The sequence below is a fragment of the Thermopolyspora sp. NPDC052614 genome (assembly GCF_040678635.1).
GTDB lineage: Bacteria > Actinomycetota > Actinomycetes > Streptosporangiales > Streptosporangiaceae > Thermopolyspora.
This window is the reverse complement of sequence record NZ_JBFATZ010000006.1, coordinates 305400-324184: the sequence shown is the minus strand read 5'-3', so window position 1 is coordinate 324184 and position 18785 is coordinate 305400. Positions and strand designations below refer to the sequence as shown.

5 protein-coding genes are annotated in these 18785 nt (G+C 73.7%); 2 read left to right on the top strand and 3 right to left on the bottom strand.

Annotation, left to right across the window (positions count from 1 at the left end):
* Positions 1–20: 20 nt before the first annotated feature.
* Together AB0K60_RS15995 and AB0K60_RS15990 are read left to right on the top strand one after the other, a co-directional pair.
* Entirely contained in the window at positions 21–2741 is a 2721-nt protein-coding gene (locus tag AB0K60_RS15995; RefSeq protein WP_364054336.1) for a hypothetical protein, read from the top strand.
* Between the two features lie 105 nt (positions 2742–2846).
* Positions 2847–15323: an amino acid adenylation domain-containing protein gene (locus AB0K60_RS15990; RefSeq protein WP_364054859.1), complete on the top strand. Its 12477-nt coding sequence runs from the start codon at positions 2847–2849 to the stop codon at positions 15321–15323.
* Between the two features lie 89 nt (positions 15324–15412).
* Here AB0K60_RS15990 and AB0K60_RS15985 read toward each other — a convergent pair whose 3' ends face one another.
* The 3 genes from AB0K60_RS15985 to AB0K60_RS15975 all read right to left on the bottom strand — a co-directional run bounded on the left by AB0K60_RS15985 (position 15413) and on the right by AB0K60_RS15975 (position 18782).
* The gene (locus AB0K60_RS15985) at positions 15413–16195 is read right to left on the bottom strand and encodes an SDR family oxidoreductase (RefSeq protein WP_364054333.1); all 783 of its coding nucleotides are present in this window, start codon (positions 16193–16195) and stop codon (positions 15413–15415) included.
* Between the two features lie 58 nt (positions 16196–16253).
* Positions 16254–17102 carry a fumarylacetoacetate hydrolase family protein gene (locus AB0K60_RS15980; RefSeq protein ID WP_364054330.1) on the bottom strand — a complete coding sequence of 283 codons (849 nt, stop codon included), beginning with the start codon at positions 17100–17102 and terminating at the stop codon, positions 16254–16256.
* A 168-nt stretch (positions 17103–17270) separates the two neighbouring features.
* Complete coding sequence (locus AB0K60_RS15975; RefSeq protein WP_364054327.1) at positions 17271–18782, bottom strand: pyridoxal-phosphate dependent enzyme; 1512 nt, start codon at positions 18780–18782, stop codon at positions 17271–17273.
* Positions 18783–18785 lie beyond the last annotated feature (3 nt).

Below are 18785 nucleotides of genomic sequence, written 5' to 3'. Positions count from 1 at the left end.
CATCGCGACGGGAGGCCCACATGCCGCTGCCCCGGCTGGTCGATCTGGTGAATCTCGTCGCGTCGCAGGCCCGCCCGGACGCCGGCGTACTCGGTCCCGTGCTGTTCGCGGGCGAGCGGGGGGCGGGCGCCCGGCCGCTCGGGGAGTACGCCGCCGCCCTGCGCGTGGCCTGTGCCGGACTCTCCGGATGGCCGGAACTGGTCACCCGGCTCCGGCTCCTGCAGCATCCCGTCCGCGACGCGGCGCTGTTCGCCAATCCGGGCGAGTACACCGCCCCGCCCGCCTTCTACGGCGGGCGGTCCCGCGACGAGGTCGATCGCGGCGCCGCATGGGATCTGCTGGCCACCTGCGGCTACGTCGAGGCGACCGGCCTCCCCGTGCCGGTGGTGTCCACGCGGCGGATCTGGCTCGCCCTCGACGTCGAGACCGGCGTCAGGCAGTCGTTCCGGCTGCCGCACCGGGCCGGGGTTCACCGGCTCGATCTCGTCACCTGGGCCGGTGACCTCGGCCGGGTCTGGGCGGAGTGGCACCGGTGGCGGGTGGAGTTCCATCGTTCCGGCGGCAACGAGCCGCGGATTTGGGACGAGGTGGAGAAGGGCCTCGATTTCACCGTGGACGCCAGGCCGCGGCTCGTGGCCGCGCTGACCCGGCGGCTCGGCGCCGAAGACCTCTACGGCTCCGTGGACGCGCTCCGGGTGAGACAACTGCTCACCGACTCCGGCGGCATGACGCCCGCCGACGCGCTGGAGATCATGTACGATCCGGCGGCTCCGCCGTACGATCGGGCGGCCATGCTCGAAGCGGCCAGCCCGGCTCTCCGGCACGGCGATCGCGAGGTGCTGCTGGACACCGTCCGCTGCGGCGCGCTCTGGCACGGCGGGATGGCTCACGGCGCACCGGCCCGGCCGTTGATCCAGGCGCTGAACACGTCGTGGAGCCGGCAGGTCGTCACCACCCTGGCCGACTGGTTCGCCACCCTCTTCCGGCCCGACCTGGCGCAGACGCCCGTACCGGATCCGTGGCCGTCCGGCTTCCTCGTCCACCGGCCGGGAGCCGCGGCCGGCGCGCCACTGTACGGCGGGTTCGACCTGCAGCACGGCGACGCCGACGCCGGGCGCGTCTACGGCGGGACGGCCCGTCCGGCCGATGCCGGCGGCCGGGTGGCGCAACTCGTGGCCGACCTCGCGTCCCTGGGATTCACCGGCGTTCCCGCCGGGACGTCGCAGTTCGACGAGAACGTCCGCGCCACGGTGCGCGAGTTCCAGATCGAGGCGAGCCAACCCTGGCTCTTCGCGCGGCTGGGCGGCGCGGACGCCCGAGTCCGCCCGTGGCGGCGCTACCTGGGACAGGCCCATGGCGTCGTGGACTGGGAAACCCGCCGCTGCCTCCAGATCTGGCTCGAACTCCCCCGCGTGCCCGCGGACGGGCCCGAGCTTTCCACCGAGGCGGGCGTGACGTCCCCGCGCAATCCGGTCAGGATCTGCGCCTGCCGGTCCACCCCGGCGACCGCACCCAGGGAGCCACGGCCGATCTTCGCCGACGACCTGTGGGCGTGGGACTCCATGGTCACCCCCGACCGACGGGTCTGGGCCTTCGACCGGCTGCGTCGCGTGCCCGCGTTCCCCGCCGACGAGCCGGACGGCTCCCACCCCGGCTTCGGCGGGCTGGACCCGCGCTTCGCCTCGGCCGACGTACACGCTCATCGGCTCGGCCGATGGTTGTCCGACGCCGCCGCGAACTTCCACGGCCCTTCGACGTGGCCCCCGTCCGACACCTGGACCACCACGGTGCTCACCTGGCCGCGCTTCCTGCTCGCCTTCGCCGACGCGGTGGTGACCTTTTCGGTGTTCCGCGTCATGTACGCGGCCAGCGCGGTCGAGACCGGCGGCAAGATCGACGCGCTCAACTGCTACGACAGGGCCAGGCTCTCGCTGGGGCCGTTCCACTGGACGCTCTTCCTCAACCCCAAGTCCCAGCCCGGCGATCCCGACGAGGACGCCGTGGGCGAACTCGGCGCCATGCTGTCGTTCTACAAGCACCGGGCTCCCGCCGCATTCCGCCGCGACTTCCAATCCTGGGGGGTGGACGCCGTTCCGTGGCCGCCGCCGCCGGAGTCGCCGGGCAAGTATCTGGCCCCCGTACTGCTGCTGGGACTGCGCCGCCCGGGTGACTCGGCGCTCGACCGCAGCACGCCCCGCGCCCTCAACAACGGCGTGGCCGACCTGGCCGCCATGGAGTGGTTCCGCTCCTGGCGTTCGTTCTTCCGCGTGATGACGGCGCTGCGCACGAGCCCGGACTTCCTCGACCAGGCGCTCCGGTTCGGCCTGCACCGGCTCGACGCGGTCAGGGCGATACCGCTCGACATGCCGAACGTGTTCACCGGCGGCACGCTGGGCGACATCGTGACCAGCGAGCAGGGCTGGGCGGCGCTGATGCGCTACCACATCAACATGCCGGGACTGCTGGTGCAAACGATCGCCGCCGGTGGCGCGGTCGCCGCGCACACGAGGACCCGGCTCACCGAGGCCGCCCAGAACGCCTTCCCCGGCGCCCTTCCGGTGGCTCCGGCGGTGGCGGCGGCGGATGCCAGGTTCCAGGAGGATCTGGTGGACAGGATGGTCACCACGGCACCGCAGTACGTCGGGGCCGATCTGGCGATCAACGCCCAGGTCCCGGCCGCTGGAGTGCCGGCGGGCACGCCACGGGGACTGTCGAACGCACCGGGCTCCTTCATTCGATAGCCGCGGACGGGTACGGTGGCGCGATGGCGCCACGGTGCCACGGCTCCCTTCTCCTATCGGCGCGACAGGAGCCGGCCGAAGAGCCGGTGGAAGGCGGGTGCGGTGATGGGCCGTGCGGCGGTGGTGCCGGACGTGCTGCGGAGAGCGGCCGAGGAGGCGCCGGACCAGGTCATCGTGCACATCCGCGGCGACGGCGGCGAACGCGTCGTCACCTATCGCGCCTTGTGGGAGGAGTCCCTGCGGGTCGCCGGCGGCCTGCTCGACGCCGGTCTGACGCCCGGGAGTCCGGTGCCCCTCATCGCGGACCGTAGCGATGACTTCCAGCCGCTGTTCTGGGGAATCCTCGCCGCCGGTCTCCTGCCGGTGCCCCTCGCACCCGACAAGCGGCGGGTCCTCCCCGTGTGGGAGTTCCTCGGTCGGCCGCCCGTCGCCGTCGATACGGCCACCGCGCCGTTGCTCGCGGCGCTGGGGGACGGCGTGCGGCCCCTGCCGCTGGACGAGTTGCGCGAGGGTCGCCCGCCTGTGGCCCTGCCCGTGCGGGCGCCGGATGACGTGGCGTTCCTGCAGTTCTCCTCGGGCAGCACCGGGGCGCCCAAGGGCGTCGAGCTGACGCACGCGGGCGTACTGGCGAATCTGGAGCAGATCCGGGCGGCGACACAGGCCGGCCCGGACGACGTGGTCGTCAGCTGGATGCCCTACTTCCACGACATGGGGCTGATCGGCACCCACCTCGCGCCGCTCGCCGCGCGGATCAAACAGGTGAGGCTGGGGCCGCTGTCCTTCGCGAAACGGCCCGCGCTGTGGCTGGAGACGGCGGCGCGGCACCGGGCGACGGTGCTCTGCGCGGCGAACTTCGCCTTGGCGCTGGTGGAGCGGCGGGTGCCGGAGGAGACGCTCGCCCGGCTGGATTTGACGAGCGTCCGGTTGGTCCTCGTGGGCGCGGAGCCGATCTCTCCGGCGGTGTGGCGCGCGTTCGCCCGCCGGATGTCGGTGACCGGGCTCGCCGCGCGGGCGCTTCAGCCGGTGTACGGCCTCGCCGAGGCGACGCTCGCGGTCACGATGCCGCCGCCGGGGGAGGTGGCCGAGCCGCTCGTGCTGGACAGGGCCGAACTCGGCCGCGGGCGGGCGGTGGACGCCGGGCCGGGGGCGCACGCCGTGGAGCTCATGCCGGTGGGACGTCCCGTGCCGGGGTGCGAGGTGCGGATCGTGGACGACGCGGGCGCGGCCCTCGGGGACCGGCGCGTCGGGCACATCGTGGTACGCGGGCCGCAACTCGGGCGCGGGTATCACCGGGCTCCGGAGGAGACCGCGGCCGCCTTCGGCGGGGGGTGGCTGCGCACCGGGGACCTGGGCTTCCTCGACCGGGGGCGGCTGTGTGTGACCGGCCGGTTCAAGGACGTCGTCTTCGTCAACGGAACCACGTACCACGCCGCCGACCTCGAGGAGGTGGCGGCGGGCACGCCCGGCCTGCCGCGTGGCCCGGTGGCGGTCGTCGGGTCCGCCGACCCGTCGTCCGGCCGGGAACGGGTGGTGGTCTTCGTCCCGGCGAAGGCGGCCACGGCGGCCGGACCGTCGGGAACGGGCGGGAGGGGTGGTGTGGCGCGTGAGGTCGCGGCCCGGGTCGGCGCCGCGATCGGACATGACGACGTGCGGGTGGTGGCCCTGTCCGCGCGGGCGTTCCCGCGCACGACGAGCGGGAAGCTGCGCCGGGGGGTGATGCGGGAGCGCTTCGAGGCGGGGGCGTACGCGGAGTTCGAGGTGTTTCAGGCGACGGCCGCCGCCGATGGCCGGGAGCGCGGCCCGGGCACGTCCGAGCCTCGTTCCCGCAGGGAAGTGGAGAGCGGGATCCGCGGCATCTGGGCTCGGGTGCTCGGCCTGCCCGCCACCGGCATCGGGCCGGACGACCGGTTCTTCGCCCTCGGCGGATCGTCGATCAAGGCGATGGAGGTCCTCGCCGCCGTGGAGGACGAGTTCGGCGTCTCGCTGCGGCCCGCGGATGTCCGCGACCACGACACCGTGGCCGGGCTCGCGGGTCTGGTGCTCGCCGGGGGCGGGCGGGGCGAGGAACCGGAGCGGCGGGACGGCGATCCGGGCGGCCCGGTGATCGCCGTGACCGCGATGGCGTGCCGTTTTCCCGGGGCCGACACGCCCGAGGCGTTTTGGGATCTGCTCGTGCGGGGGCGCGACGTCGTCGGCGGCGTACCGGCCGGGCGGTGGGCGGACCCCGCGGGTTCGGCGGGCCGGTGGGGCGCGTTCCTCGACGACCCGGCCGCCTTCGACGCCGGGTACTTCGGCATCGGCGAGGAGGAGGCCGTCGCGACCGATCCGCAGGCCCGGATCTTTCTTGAGTTGGCCCACGAGGCTCTGGAGCGGGCCGGGTACGCCGGGCCAAGGCGGCGGGGACTGCGGGTCGGGGTGTTCGCCGCGGCGGGGGAGAGCGGGTACCGGCGGCTGCTCGAACAGGCGTACGGCGAGGCGGGGCCGCCCGCGTCGGCGCTGATCGGAACGCTCGGCAACATGCTCGCCGCGCGGGTCGCGCACTGCCTGGACCTGACCGGTCCCGCGCTCGTCGTCGACACCGCCTGCTCGTCCGCGCTCGTCGCCCTGCACCTGGCGCGCCGCAGCCTGCAGCAGGGCGAATGCGATGTCGCAGTCGTCGGCGGCGTGAACCTCAACCTCACCCCCGACGGGTACGCGTCGCTGGAGAAGATCCAGGCACTGTCGCCGACCGGGCGCTGCCACACGTTCGGGGCCGCCGCCGACGGTTTCGTCCCGGGGGAGGGCGGCGCGGCCGTGGTGCTGTCGCGCCTCGACGACGCGCAACGGGCCGGGGATCCCATCGTGGCCGTGCTGCTCGGCACCGCCGTGAACAACGACGGCCGCTCGCTGAGCCTGATGGCGCCCAACCCGGCGACGCAGCGGGAGGTGATCACCCAGGCGTATCGCGAGGCGGGGGTCGACCCCGGCGGCGTGTCGTATGTGGAGGCCCATGGCACGGGAACGGCGATCGGGGATCCCGTCGAGATCGCCTCCCTCGTGCACGCCTTTCCGCCGCGCGCCGACGGACGCCCCCGGCTGCTCGGCTCGGTCAAGACCAACATCGGCCATCTGCTCAACTCGGCGGGCATGCCCGGCCTGGTCAAGGTGCTGCTGGCGCTCGGACACCGCAGGCTGCCCCCGTCCCTGCACCACGCGCCGTCGGCGTCGGCGCTGCACGGTTCGGGTTTCGAGGTGGTGGCAGAGGCGCGTGACTGGGACGAGCCCGGGCCGCTGATCGCCGGGGTCAACGCGTTCGGCTTCGGCGGCACCAACGCGCACGCCATCCTCGCGGAGCCCCCCGCCCGGAGGCCGTCCGGCGCCTCGGTGTCCGCGCGGCCCCGGCTGCTCACGTTGTCGGCGCGCAGTGCGCCGGGGCTGCGGGCCGCCGCGGCCGAGCTGGCGCGGCACCTGCGGGAGCATCCGGAGCTCGACGAGGGGGATGTCTGCGCGGCGGTGGCCGCGGCACGCGACGAGGGGTCCCACCGGCTCGCCCTGGTGTGCGACGGCGATCTCGCCGAGCGGTTGGAGGCGGGACCGGCGGGCAGGTCGGCCGGGTCCCGGCCGCGGCTGGTCCTGCTGCTGCCCGGGCAGGGGGCGCAACGTCCCGGGCAGGGGCGCGCCCTGTACGCGGACGCGCCGGTGTTCCGGGAGGTCTTGGAGGAGGCGTCCGATCTCGCCGGTGAGATCGGGGGGCGGAGTCTGTCCGCCTGGTGCCTGGATCCCGGCGTCTCCCCGGCCGAACTCGCGCGGACGGACATCGCGCAACCGCTGCTGGTGGCGTACGGGGTCGCGCTCGCCCGTCAGATGCGGGCCTGGGGGATCACACCGGACGCCGTCGCGGGGCACAGCGTCGGCGAGATCGCCGCCGCCTGTGTCGCGGGGCGGCTCACGATCGGCGACGCCGTACGGTTCGCGGCGGAGCGGGGACGGCTGATGCGGGACCTGTGCGCCCCGGGCACCATGGCCGCCGTGCACGCGGGCGAGGAGACCGTGGCGGAACTCGTGGCCGGATCCGGGGGCGCGCTGAGCGTAGCGGCGATCAATGCGCCGGGGCGGACGGTCGTCGCCGGGACGCCGCAGGCCGTCGATCACGCCGTGCGCGAGCTGACCGGTCGGGGCGTCGCCGTACGGCGGCTTGAGGTGTCCCACGCCTTCCACTCGCCGCTGATGGATCCGGCGCTGGGGCCGCTGGCCGAGGTGGCGAGGGCCGTGACCCTCCACCCGTACGCCCTGCCGCTGATCAGCACGGTCACCGCCGAGTGGCAGCCGGACCTCGACCCCGGCTACCTGCGGGAGCACGCGGCGCGGCCGGTCCGCTTCGGCGCGGCTGTGGAGCGGATGCTCGACGACGGCTACGACCTCTTCCTGGAGCTCGGCTCCGGGCCTGTCCTGAGCGGGGCCGTCCGGGAGGTCGCGGCGGGGTGGGGGCGGACGCCGGTCATATTGGCGAACCGGGGCGAGGACGGCGTACGCGGCCTGCTGGAGATGGTGGGGCGGCTCTGGGAACACGGCGTAAGCCTGGACCGCACGGCCCTGGACGCCGGACGGGCGCGCGTCGCCGTGCCGACCTACCCGTTCCAGCGGCGACGGTACTGGCCGACGGCCTCGCCGCGTCGGCTGCTGCACCGGTTCGTCTGGGAGGACGCGCCATTGACCGGCGGCCCCGAGCCGCACACGGTGCTGCTGGCCGGTCCGGACTGTCCGCTCTCCCGCGCGCTGGCGGACCGGCTCGCCGGGCGTGACGTCGCTGTGCTGCGAGACCCGATCGGGGAGCGGGGGCCGCGTCCGGACGTCGTGGTCTTGTTCGGCGGCCCGGCCGTGGAGCCGGATTCGGCGGACGCCCTGGAGGCCGCGCAGCTCGCCATGGTGCGTGACCTTCACGGGCTGCTGCCGCGCCTGGCGGAGGACAGGTCGCGGGTGCTCGTCGTCACCGAGGACGTCCACGTCACCGGCGAGGGGGCGGAGCGCCCGCGTCCGGCGCAGGCGGTGCTCACCGGGCTCACGTCGGCGCTGCCGGACGAACTGCCCGGCGTGGAGGCCCGGAGCGTGGACCTGTCGTCGCTGGACGATCTCGCCATGCGGCTGTCCGCGCTCGACCGGGAACTCGCGGCCCGGGGTGGGGCTCGGAGGGAGGCGGTGAACGCGGTCACGATCGCCTGGCGAGGCGGCAGGCGGTTTGGCCGTGTGGCCGGGCCGGTTGAGGCGGGGGCGGCGGTGTTGTCTGCGGATGGCGGAGGTGTGAGGGCTGGGGGTGGTGGGCGGTTTGGCCGTGTGGCCGGGCCGGTTGAGGCGGGGGCGGCGGTGTTGTCTGCGGATGGCGGAGGTGTGAGGGCTGGGGGTGGTGGGCGGCTTGGCCATGTGACCGGGCCGATTGAGGCAGGGGCTGTGGCGTTGCCCGCCGAAGGCGTGTACCTGATCACCGGGGGCGGTGGGGGGATCGGCGGCGCGCTCGCGCGGGACCTCGCCGACCGGGGGCGGCCGACGCTGGTGCTGATCGGCAGATCGCCGGAACCGCCGGCCGGGCTGCTGGCCGACCTGCGGGCACGCGGCGCGGTCGCGGAGTACCGCGTCGCCGATGTGGCGCGCGAGGCCGACGTCGACGCCGTGCTCGCGGATTTGCCGCATCTGGACGCGGTGTTCCACGCCGCGGGGGTGGTACGACCGGGGACGCTTCGGGCGAAAACCGTCGAGGAGGTTGCCGGGAACCTGGCTGCGAAGACGCGGGGCAGCCTCCTGCTGGCACGCGGGATCCTCCGGCACGGTTTGCGTCCCGCGATCTGTGTGGCCTTCTCCTCGGTGTCCTCGGTGCTGCCCGGCCTGGCCGGTGCCCTCGGCGATTACGCGGCGGCCAACGCCTTCCTCGACGCCTTCGCCGCCGCCGAGCGTGCGGCAGGGCGGCCGTGGCTGGCACTGAATCTCGCCGCGGTCGCCGGGACCGGTGTGGCCGCAGGACTGCCTGCGGGCGGAGTTTCCGGTCTCAGGCCGCTGGCCCTCGCCGAGGCACTCGGGGCAGTGCGCGACGCCTGCGGGATCGAGGCCGCCCAGGTGCTGATCGCCGACCTGGAGCCGGATCCGCAATCGGCTTCGCGCGCCAGCGGCGGCCCGAAGGAGTCTCATCCCGACGCCGTCATCTCCGTGAGCGCCCCTGTAAGTGTCGCCGTGAGTGCGTCCCAGCCCCGCTCGGTGGGCTCGGATCGGCAGGCCGAGGACATCGCGGACCTGCTGCGTCGGCTCGTCGCCGCGGCGCTGCGGCGTCCGGTGGACGACATCGGCGACGACGAGCCGTTTCTCGGCCTCGGGCTCGACTCGCTCACGGCCGTTGATCTGGTCAAGCGCCTGGAGCGGGAACTGGGGCGGTCGCTACCGATCACGCTGTTCTTCGAACACCGGACGCTGCGTGAACTGGCGGCGCACCTCCAGACCGGTGAGCCGCGCCAGGCCGACGCACTGCGCAACCACGACGTGCAGGGTGACGTAGCCCGAGACGGAACCTTCCTGGACGGCGCATCTCAGGGTGGGTCCTTGCGCGGAGGTGGCTTGCCGGGCGGTGGTTCGCACGGGGACGGTGCGCTGGGTGCATCTCAAGGTGAGTCCTTGCGCGGTGGCGGATTTCCGGGCGGTGGTTCGCAGGATGATGGTGCGCTGCGGGACCGCCGTGAGGCGGTGACCGGCGACGCGTTTCCGTTGACCCCGATACAGCTCGCGTTCCACGCGCAGAGTCGCCTATATCCGGATGTCGCCGCCTTTGGATATGTGCGCCAGACCATCGAAGGGCCGCTGGATCCCGAGCTGTTGGGGCAAGCGCTGGGGCATCTCTCCGACCGCCATCCCATGCTCCGCCTGCGCGTCCGCGCCGGTGGCGACTCGCCCGTGCAGATCTTCGTCCCCTCCGGTGACGGCGCGACGCCCGGCTGGTACGAGGTACGCCCCGGCGTGTGCGCGGACGACGAGGAGTTGGCGGCGATCGAGACGGCGCTGTGCAACCGGCCGTTCGACCTCGCCACCGAGGCTCCCATCCGCGCGTTGCTCGTGCGAAACGGCGCCGACAGTGCCCACCTCGTCGTCGTGGTCCACCATGCTGCGGCCGACGGTTTCAGCCTCAACATCCTCAACCGGGAACTCTGGGACGTCTACACCGCGCTCGCCAGGGGCAGGACGCCTTGCCTGCCTTCGCTGGACGCCACGTTTCGCGTGTACGCGGCGCGGTTGCGTGCGGAACGTTCGGAGGCGGCCTTCCGGGACGATCTGGCGTACTGGCGGGAAGTACTCGCTCGTCGCGGTGAGCCGCTCGCGCTTCCCTACGACGGGGATCCGCACGGGCCGCCCGTGGCTCCGCTGCTGGCCCATCAGGTCGCGATCGGACCGGACCTGTCGGCCGCGCTGCGCGACGTGGCCGCCGCGCACGGCGTGTCCGTGTTCCATTTGCTGCTCGCCGCGTACCTGCGGTGCCTGTCCCGATGGAGCGGCGATCGGCGGGATGTGGCCGTGAACATCGCCCGGGCCCGCCGCGACATGCGGCTGCCCGGAGTCGAGGGGATCGTCGGGCCGCTGGCCGACACCCTGCCGCTGTTGGCTCGGGTCGTGCCCGGCGAATCCGTGCACGCGCTCGCGGCGCGGCTGCGGGACACGTGGTCGGTGGGGGAGCGGCACGCCCGGCCCACCAGCCTGGATCTGGCCCGGCTGCTGCCCGGCCGCGCGGCCGGGCCCCGCACGGTCAGCCCCGCGTCGTTCAGCTTCGCCCGTTTTCCGATCTCTCTCGATCCCGACTGTCCGGTCCGGGTCAGGTCGGCCGCCGCAGGGACCGCGTCGGCCGCCACGCGGCTGAGTCTGCTGTGCTGGGAGTCCGGCGACGAGCTGCATTTCTCGTGGAATTTCCCGGCGAGGTTGTTCGAGCGGGCGACGATCGGCGAACTCGCCGGGCAACACCTCGCCGAACTGGCGGCGGCGGTCCACGCGCCCCACCGCATGAGGGAACATGCCGAGCCGGGGGCTGTCGCATCACAGAGCGTGCGACACGGTGCGACACACCGGGCGGAGCATGGAGCGAAACGGGAGATCCTGCCGCAGGAGGCTGTGGAACCGCAGGCCACGGCATCGAAGGTTGTGGCAGCGCCGGTCGCGGCGGCGCGAGATGAGACGGCCCGCGATGAGACGGCCCGCGATGAGACAGCGCGAGATGAGACGGCCCGAAAAGAGACGGCCCGAAAAGAGACGGCGCGAGATGAGACGGCCCGCGATGAGACGGCGCGGGATGAGACAGCGCGAGATGAGACACGGTCGGGCGGCGTTGTCGCGCGGCTGAGGGCGCAGGTTCTCGCGACGCCGGACGCCATCGCCGTGGACACCGGCGAGGCCACGATGACGTACGCCCAGCTCGATCGCGTTTCCGCGGCCCTAGCCTCCCGTCTGCGGGCGGCCGGCGTCGCCGCCGGTGACCTGGTGGGGCTGCTCACCGAACCCGGCGTCGACACCGTGGCGGGCGTCGTCGGGATTCTGCGGGCGGGGGCCGGATGGGTGCCACTGGACGCCACGTATCCGCCGTCGCGGCTGGCCTGGCAACTGGCGCGTACCGGGGCGCGGGTCGTCGTCTGCCATGACGGGACTCTCGCCGCGGCGACGACGCTGGCCGACACCGCGTCCGCCGCGCTCGTCGCCGTCGACGACCGGTCGCCCGCGCCGCCGTACGACGAGGTCATGGACATCACGCCCGAAGCGGTCGCCTACGTGATCTTCACGTCGGGTTCCACCGGCCGCCCCAAAGGGGTGCCGATCACGCACCGCTCAATGGAGAACTATCTGGACTGGGCGCTGGCCACGTTCGGCTACCGTGGCGGCGACCGGCTCACCCAGACCGCCTCAGCGTGCTTCGACGCCTCGGTGCGCCAGATTCTCGCGCCGCTGCTGGTCGGGGCCACCGTGGTCACCTTCCCGAGGCACCTGGTCCGGGATCCCGAGGCGCTGCTGGACAGGGTCGAGCAGGGGCGGATCACCGTGTGGAGCTCGGTGCCCGGCCTGTGGTCACGGCTGCTCGACGCCGCGGAGACCCGGATGCGGAACGGCGGGAGGAAGCCGGACCTCGCGGCGTTGCGCTGGATCCATGTGGGCGGGGAGGCGCTGCCTGCGGCGCACGTGCGGCGCTGGTATGACCTGTTCGGCCCGGGGCAGCGGATCGCCAACCTGTACGGGCCGACCGAGGCGACCATCAACGCCACCTTTCACATCATCGACGCCCGTCCCGCCGACGATGTCCGTTTCGTGCCGATCGGACGTCCCATCGCCGGGACGTACGTCGAGGTGGTGGGCCCGGACGGACGGCGATGCGAGCCCGGCGAGCCCGGCGAACTGCTCATCTCCGGCGTGGGCCTCACCCCGGGATACCTGGGCGAGCCGGAACTGACGCAGGCGGCGTTCACCGAACGCGACGGGAGACGCTGGTATCGCAGCGGCGACCGGGTCGTCCGCACACCGGACGGCGATTTGCAGTTTCTCGGCCGCCTGGACGACCAGGTGAAGGTACGCGGATACCGGGTGGAGCCCGGGGAGATCGAGGCGGCGGCGCAGACGCATCCCGCCGTCGCCCGCGCCGCCGTCATCCTGCGGGGCGATCGCCTCGTCGCCTTCGTCGAACCCCGGCCTGGTGCCTCCCCGCCCGACGCCGTGGACCTGCGCGCGTACCTGGCCGGGATGCTGCCCGCGTACCTGCTTCCCTCCCGAATCCACGTCGTGGACGAGCTTCCGCTCACCGCCACCGGGAAGATCGACCGCAGCGGGCTCGGCGACCTCGCGTCCCGATCCGCCGACGCCGGGAACGTCGCAAAACGGCCGTCGGACGGCGACGCGGCGTCGGCGGCGCCGATGACGCCGACCGAGACCCTGCTGGCGCGGATCTGGGCCGAGCTCCTGGACGTCCCGTCGATCGGCCGGGACGACGACTTCTTCGCGCTCGGCGGAGACTCCATCCTCATCCTCCAGGTGTTCGCACGGCTGCGCGACCAGATCCCGGCGCTGCCCAGGCCCACCGTCGTCTACGCCCACCCGACCCTCGCCGCCCTGGCCGCCGCGGTGGACCGGGCCGGGACCGAGCACGGCGCACCGGCGCATGGCAACGCCCTGGGAGGCGACGGCCGGAGCGGTCCCACGCCGTTCCCGCTCACCCCCTCCCAGCGCGGATTCCTGCTCGCCGAGGCGATCGCGCCCGACGCCCCCTCCACCTGGCCGGCCTGCGTACGGGTGCACGGGCGGGTGAATCGGGACGCGTTCCAGCGCGCCGTGGACGCGTGCGTCGTCCGCCACGGCATGCTGCGCACCATGTTCCCCGCCGGTGCCCGCCCGCCCGTCCAGCAGGAACTTCCACCCGCCGTACGGATCCCCGTCGCCTTCGAGACCCTGACCGACCGGGACGCGCTGCCGTCGAGAATCGCCGACGAACGCGCCCGCCGGTTCGAGTCGTGGGCGTGGCCGCTGCTGCGGCTCCGGCTGATCACGCTCGCGCCCGACGAGCACGTGCTGATCGTCAACGCCCATCACCTGATCGGCGACGGATACAGCGTGGCGCTGCTGGGCCGCGAGCTGCTCGCCGCGTACGACCGCCTGCTGCGCGGCGACGCCGCCGAGCCGCCGCCGCTGCGCAGCACCTTCCGCGACCATGTGGCGCTGCTGGAACGCGAATCCGCGACCGCCGGGCGGCGCGCCCGGTTCGACATCCCGTACCGGCGTCCGGTCCTGGGCGGCACGCGCGACGGTTCCGTGCTTGCGTCGGCGTACCGATCCGCCGCGTTCACGCTCGGCCCCGGCCGGGTGGCGGCCCTGCGCCGGATGGCCCGCGAGGCGGGGACGACGCTCTTCGCCCCGGTCCTCACCGCGTACTACCGGGCCCTGGTCGCCGTCACCGGCCAGGACGACCTCATCCTCGGGCTCGCCGTAACCGGCCGTGATCACGGACTGCCCGACGCGCACCTGGTGTTCGGGCCCTTCGCCGCCGCCGTACCCCTGCGGCCGAGCCCGCCGGACGGGACGGGCGGCCGGGGCACGACGCGCCGCGCCTTCGCCGACGACCTGCGCAGGATCGCCGCCGAAGTGGCCGCCGCCCGCGGCGAAGGCGGGGAGGGCATCCAGGAGGGCGGGAACCCGCCGGTGGCCGCGCAGTTCTTCCTCACCTTCCTCGACTTCTCCGCGCTTGGACCGCTCAAGGGCGACACCTTGACCCTGACCTGGGACGACATCGACGCCGAATCGGCCCCGCCGCCGGTCGGCACCGACACCTTCCTGGCCGCGCGGCCGGTCGGGTCCGGGGAACTGCGGCTCGCGCTGCGCGCCTCCGCCACGGCCTTCACGCAGGCGGCCTTCGACGCGTTCGCACGCCTGCTGCAGGACGAGCTGAATGCCGCCGCGCGCCCCCAAGGCGGCACCGGCGGGGCGGCGCGCGTGCTGGACGCCGCACTGATCGGCTACCTGCCCGCGCCCGGGCACCTCGCCGCGCTCGCCGGAGCCGACGCGGGGGCGTGGCCGCGCGAGCGGCTGCGGAGCCTGCTCTTCCCCGAGAGCCGCCCCCGCCTGGTCGAGGAGATCGGCACCCCGCTGGGCCGGTCCGGCTTCGTGTGCCTGCCGTTGTTCGCCGACGAGCTCGCGAACACCCCCGATCTGGCCGGGCGTACGGCCGGGGCGGTGGAGTACGCCGCGTCGCTGGGCGCCCGCTGCGTCTCCCTCGCCGGGATGATCCCCTCGCTCACCGGGTACGGCTTCGACGTCCTGCGCGCGACCGGAACGACGGCGGACATCACCACCGGCCACGCGGCGACCGTCGTGTCCGTGGTCAAGACCGTCCACGCCGCGCTCCGGCGCTCGGGGCACACCCTGGACGCGCTCACCGTCGCGGTGGTCGGCCTCGGCTCGATCGGCAGGGCGTCCCTGGAACTGCTCCTGACGCTGGCCGCCCGGCCGCCCGCCCGGCTGATCCTGTGCGACGTCGCGGGAAGCGGCCCCCGCCTCGCCGAGCTGGCCGCGGATCTGATCGGCCGCGGCCTGGCGGAAGCAGTCGAGACGCACGAGTCCGATCCGGCCCTGCCCGCAGCCGTGTACGAGTCCGGCCTCATCGTGAGCGCGGTCAGCGGCGGCGGCGCGCTGCTCGACATCGACCGGCTCCGGCCCGGCGCGATCGTCGTCGACGACTCCTTCCCGCACTGCTTCGACACGGGAAAGGCCCTGGCCAGGATGACGGAACGGCGCGACGCCCTGATCGTGGGCGGCGGCCTGCTGGCCGTCCGCGACGTCGAACGGCGAATCGCCGAAGGGCTCCCCCCTGCGGCGGCCCTGGGGTACGCGTCGCAGCCCTGGCTCCCCGGCACGATCGCCTCCTGCCGGCTCGAATCGCTGCTTCGGGCCGCGCATCCCGACCTTCCCCTGGTCCACGGCCTGGTGAGCCTGCCGCCCGCCCTCGCCTACTGGGAGAGTATGGCAGCCGCGGGCGTCGACGCCGGGCCATTGCACCTGCTCGGCCGTACCGTGGACCAGGCATCCCCGGCCGCTCCAGAGGCCATCGGCTGACCGTGCGGTGAGCGGCGAACGGCGCAGGCCGGGGGAGTCGGTCGGCGTGTTCGTCACCGTCGTGGCGGGCGTCGACGTGTCGTGACCGCTCACACCGAGGCGATGAGACCGCCGTCGACCCGGATCATGCTCCCGGTGATGTATCCCGATCGAGGACTCGCCAGGAAGGCCACCACGTCGGCGTACTCGGACGGCCTGCCGTACCGGCCGAGGGGGATCGAGGCGACGCTTTCGGCGGCGACGTCCTCCACCGACCGGCCCTCCCGGGCCGCCTTGGCCTCGTCCAACCGGGTGATGCGGGCGGTCGCGATCCGGCCCGGCACGACGATGTTGCTCGTGACCCCGTACGGCCCCACCTCGCGGGCGAGCGTCTTGCTCCACCCCACCAGACTCGACCGTAGGGCGTTGGACAGGCCGAGGTTGGGGATCGGCGCGACGACTCCGCTGGACGTGCTCGTGATGACCCGTCCCCAGCCCCGCTCCCGCATGCCCGGCAGCAGGGCGTCGGTGATGGCGATGACCGGCAGCACCATCGACTGGAAGTGGCGCGACCAGGCGGCCGGGTCCTGTCCGGAGACCGGGGTGGGCGGGGGACCGCCGGTCATGTGCACGACGATGTCGATCGCACCGAGCCGCTCCTCGATGCTCGCGATGTTCCCGGGAATCGCGTCGAGATCCGTAAGATCCCACCGCCGCACGGCGACCGCCGTCCGGCCGTCCAGCCGTTCGCGGGCGGCGTCGAGCGCCTCCTCGTTGACGTCGGCGAGGCCGACCTTGGCGCCCTCGGCGGCGAGCGCGTCGGCGATCGCGCCGCCCAGGCCGCCGCCCGCGCCGAAGACCAGCGCCACCTTGTCCTTCAGGTTCAGATCCATATGTTCGCTTCCGTTGAGTGCCCGGCCAGGCGAGCGGCCGTGACCGGCCCGCCGTGGCTCACTTCTCGGCCTTCACCCCGGTGCCCAGGCGCCCGATGCCGGGGATGACGGCCTCGGCGAAGTCGCCGTCGGCGACCACGATCGCGCCGGGGGTCCCGGTCGAGATGATGTCGCCGGGGAACAGCGGCATCATCTGGCTGTGGAAGCTGATCAGCGACGCCGGGCGATGGGTCATGTTGGCCACGACGTTCGAGCGGCGCCGGTCGCCGTTGACCACCGTCGTCACCTCGATCTCCTCCAGCGACCCGAACCGTTCCCGCACCAGTGACATCGGCACCAGTTCCGGGCCGAAACAGAAGAACGTCGGGAAGTTCTTCGACCGCGTGAGGTAACGCGGGTTGAGCTGCAGAATGTCCTCCGCGGTCTGGTCGAGGATCGTGGTCACGCCCCAGACGTAATCGAAGGCCTCGTCCTCGGACACGTCGCGGCAGTACCGCCCGATGATGATCCCCAGTTCGGCCTCGACGGTGGTACGGCGGCTCTGGCGGGGGATCACGATCGGCTCGTCGGGCCCGATGATCGTGTGGTCCGCCTTGATGAACGACGCCGGCTGGTCCGGCGTGCTCTCGTTCAGGTCGGCGGCGTGGTCGCGATAGTTGAGGCCGATGCCCCAGATCTTGCGCGGGCGGCGGTACGGCGCGGTGAAGACGACGTCGCCCTTGGGGAGGAAGACGCCGTCGGGGGCCTGCCGCGCGAGGGCCACAACGTCAGGCCAGGCCTCCAGGTCCACGAACGCCATGGCGTCGGCGGGAAGGCCCGGCTTGAGGTCCTCGATCGCGACCACGCCCCGGTCGCCGACCAGGGCGGGGACCGCTCGGCCGTCCCGCAGAATGCTCGCCAGTCGCACCTGATGTCCTCTCTGTTCCATCTGCAGCGTGTGTTGTCGATCGTGCCCGTGGCGCGCCGCCGGGACGCAGGCGGGTCCGTGACAAGGCACGGCCGGGCGTCGCCTCGGCGAATGCCGCCGGACGGGAGCCGGCGCGTCGTCCGTCGGACGGGTCATGCCGGCGACGGGTCATGTCGGCGACGTCTCCGCGAACGGCGGGGCGAGTGCGCGGGCGAGGACGGCCGGGTCGATGTTGCCGCCGGAGAGGACGGCGACCGCCCGCCCGTACCTGCCCGGATCGGCGAGGTGGGCGGCGACGCCGAGGGCGCCGCTGGGTTCGGCGACGAGACGGGCGCGGCGGGCCAGGATGCCGACCGCCGCCAGGATCTCATCCTCGCGTACGGTGACGATCTCGTCGACCGTCGCCCGCATGATGGGGAAGGTGATCTCGCCGACGACCGGCGACCGCGTCCCGTCGGCGATCGTGCCCCGGGTCGCCGCGGAGTCCCACGCGACCCGGCGTCCGCTCGCCAGCGAGTCGCGCGCGTCCGCGGCCGGCTCCGGCTCCACCCCCACGATCCGGGTGCGCGGGGACAGCGACGCGACCGCGACCCCCACCCCGGAGATCAGCCCGCCGCCGCCGACCGGCACGAGCACCGTGTCGATGGCGTCCAGGTCCTCGATCATCTCCAGGGCGAGCGTCCCCTGCCCGGCGATGACGTCGGCATGGTCGAAGGGCGGGACCGGCGCCATCCCCCGCTCCGCCCGTACGGCCTCGACCGCGGACTCCCGCTCGTCGGCGGGAACCATGATCACCTCGGCGCCCAGCGCCCTGGTCGCGTCCACCTTGACCGCCGCCGCCCCGAGCGGCATGACGATCACGGCGGGTACGCCGGCCGCGCGTGCGGCCCAGGCGACGGCCTGGCCGTGGTTGCCGCTGGAGTGCGTGACGACGCCCCGTGCTCGGGCGTCCGGCGCAAGCAGGCCGATCGCGTTCATGGCCCCGCGGAGCTTGAAGGCGCCGGTCGGCTGGAGGCTCTCGGCCTTCAGCCATAGATCCCCGGGTGCCCAGGGGGCGGGCAGCAGCGGCGTCCGCAGGACCTCCCCGGCGATCCGGGCACGGGCCGCGCGGATGTCGCGTACGGTCACCGCGAGATCCGACAGCGTCCCGGCAGCGGCGGCGGGGGTGCCAGCGGGGGTGCTAGTGGGGGCGTCAGCGGGAGTGCTAGCGGGGGTGCCAGCGGAGGCGTCAGTGGGGGCGTCAGTGGGAGTGCGGGCGGGCATTGTCGTGGTGTCGCGAAGGCGCGGGCGCGACGCCGCCGGGCCCCTGGCCGCGATGGCGTCCAGCTCGACCCGGGCGCGGTAGGGCAGCTCCGCGACGGCGATGCACGTGCGGGCCGGCAACGGCTCGGGAAGGGTCTCCTGGTAGACGGCGTCCATGGCGTTGCGGTCGTCCATCGACGCCAGATAGACCGTGATCTTCACGAGGTCGCGGAAGTCCAGGCCCGCCGACGTCAGCCTGCCGTGCAGATTCGCCAGGGCCTGGCGCGTCTCGGCGGCGACGCCACCGGCCACGATCCTGCCGTCGGCGACGCCGAGCTGCCCGGAGATGTAGACCAGCCCGCCCTCGGTCTCGCGCACCGGACTGTACGGGTGCCGCGCCTGCGCCGGACTCGCCGGTGCGAGATTCGTCTTCGTCATGTC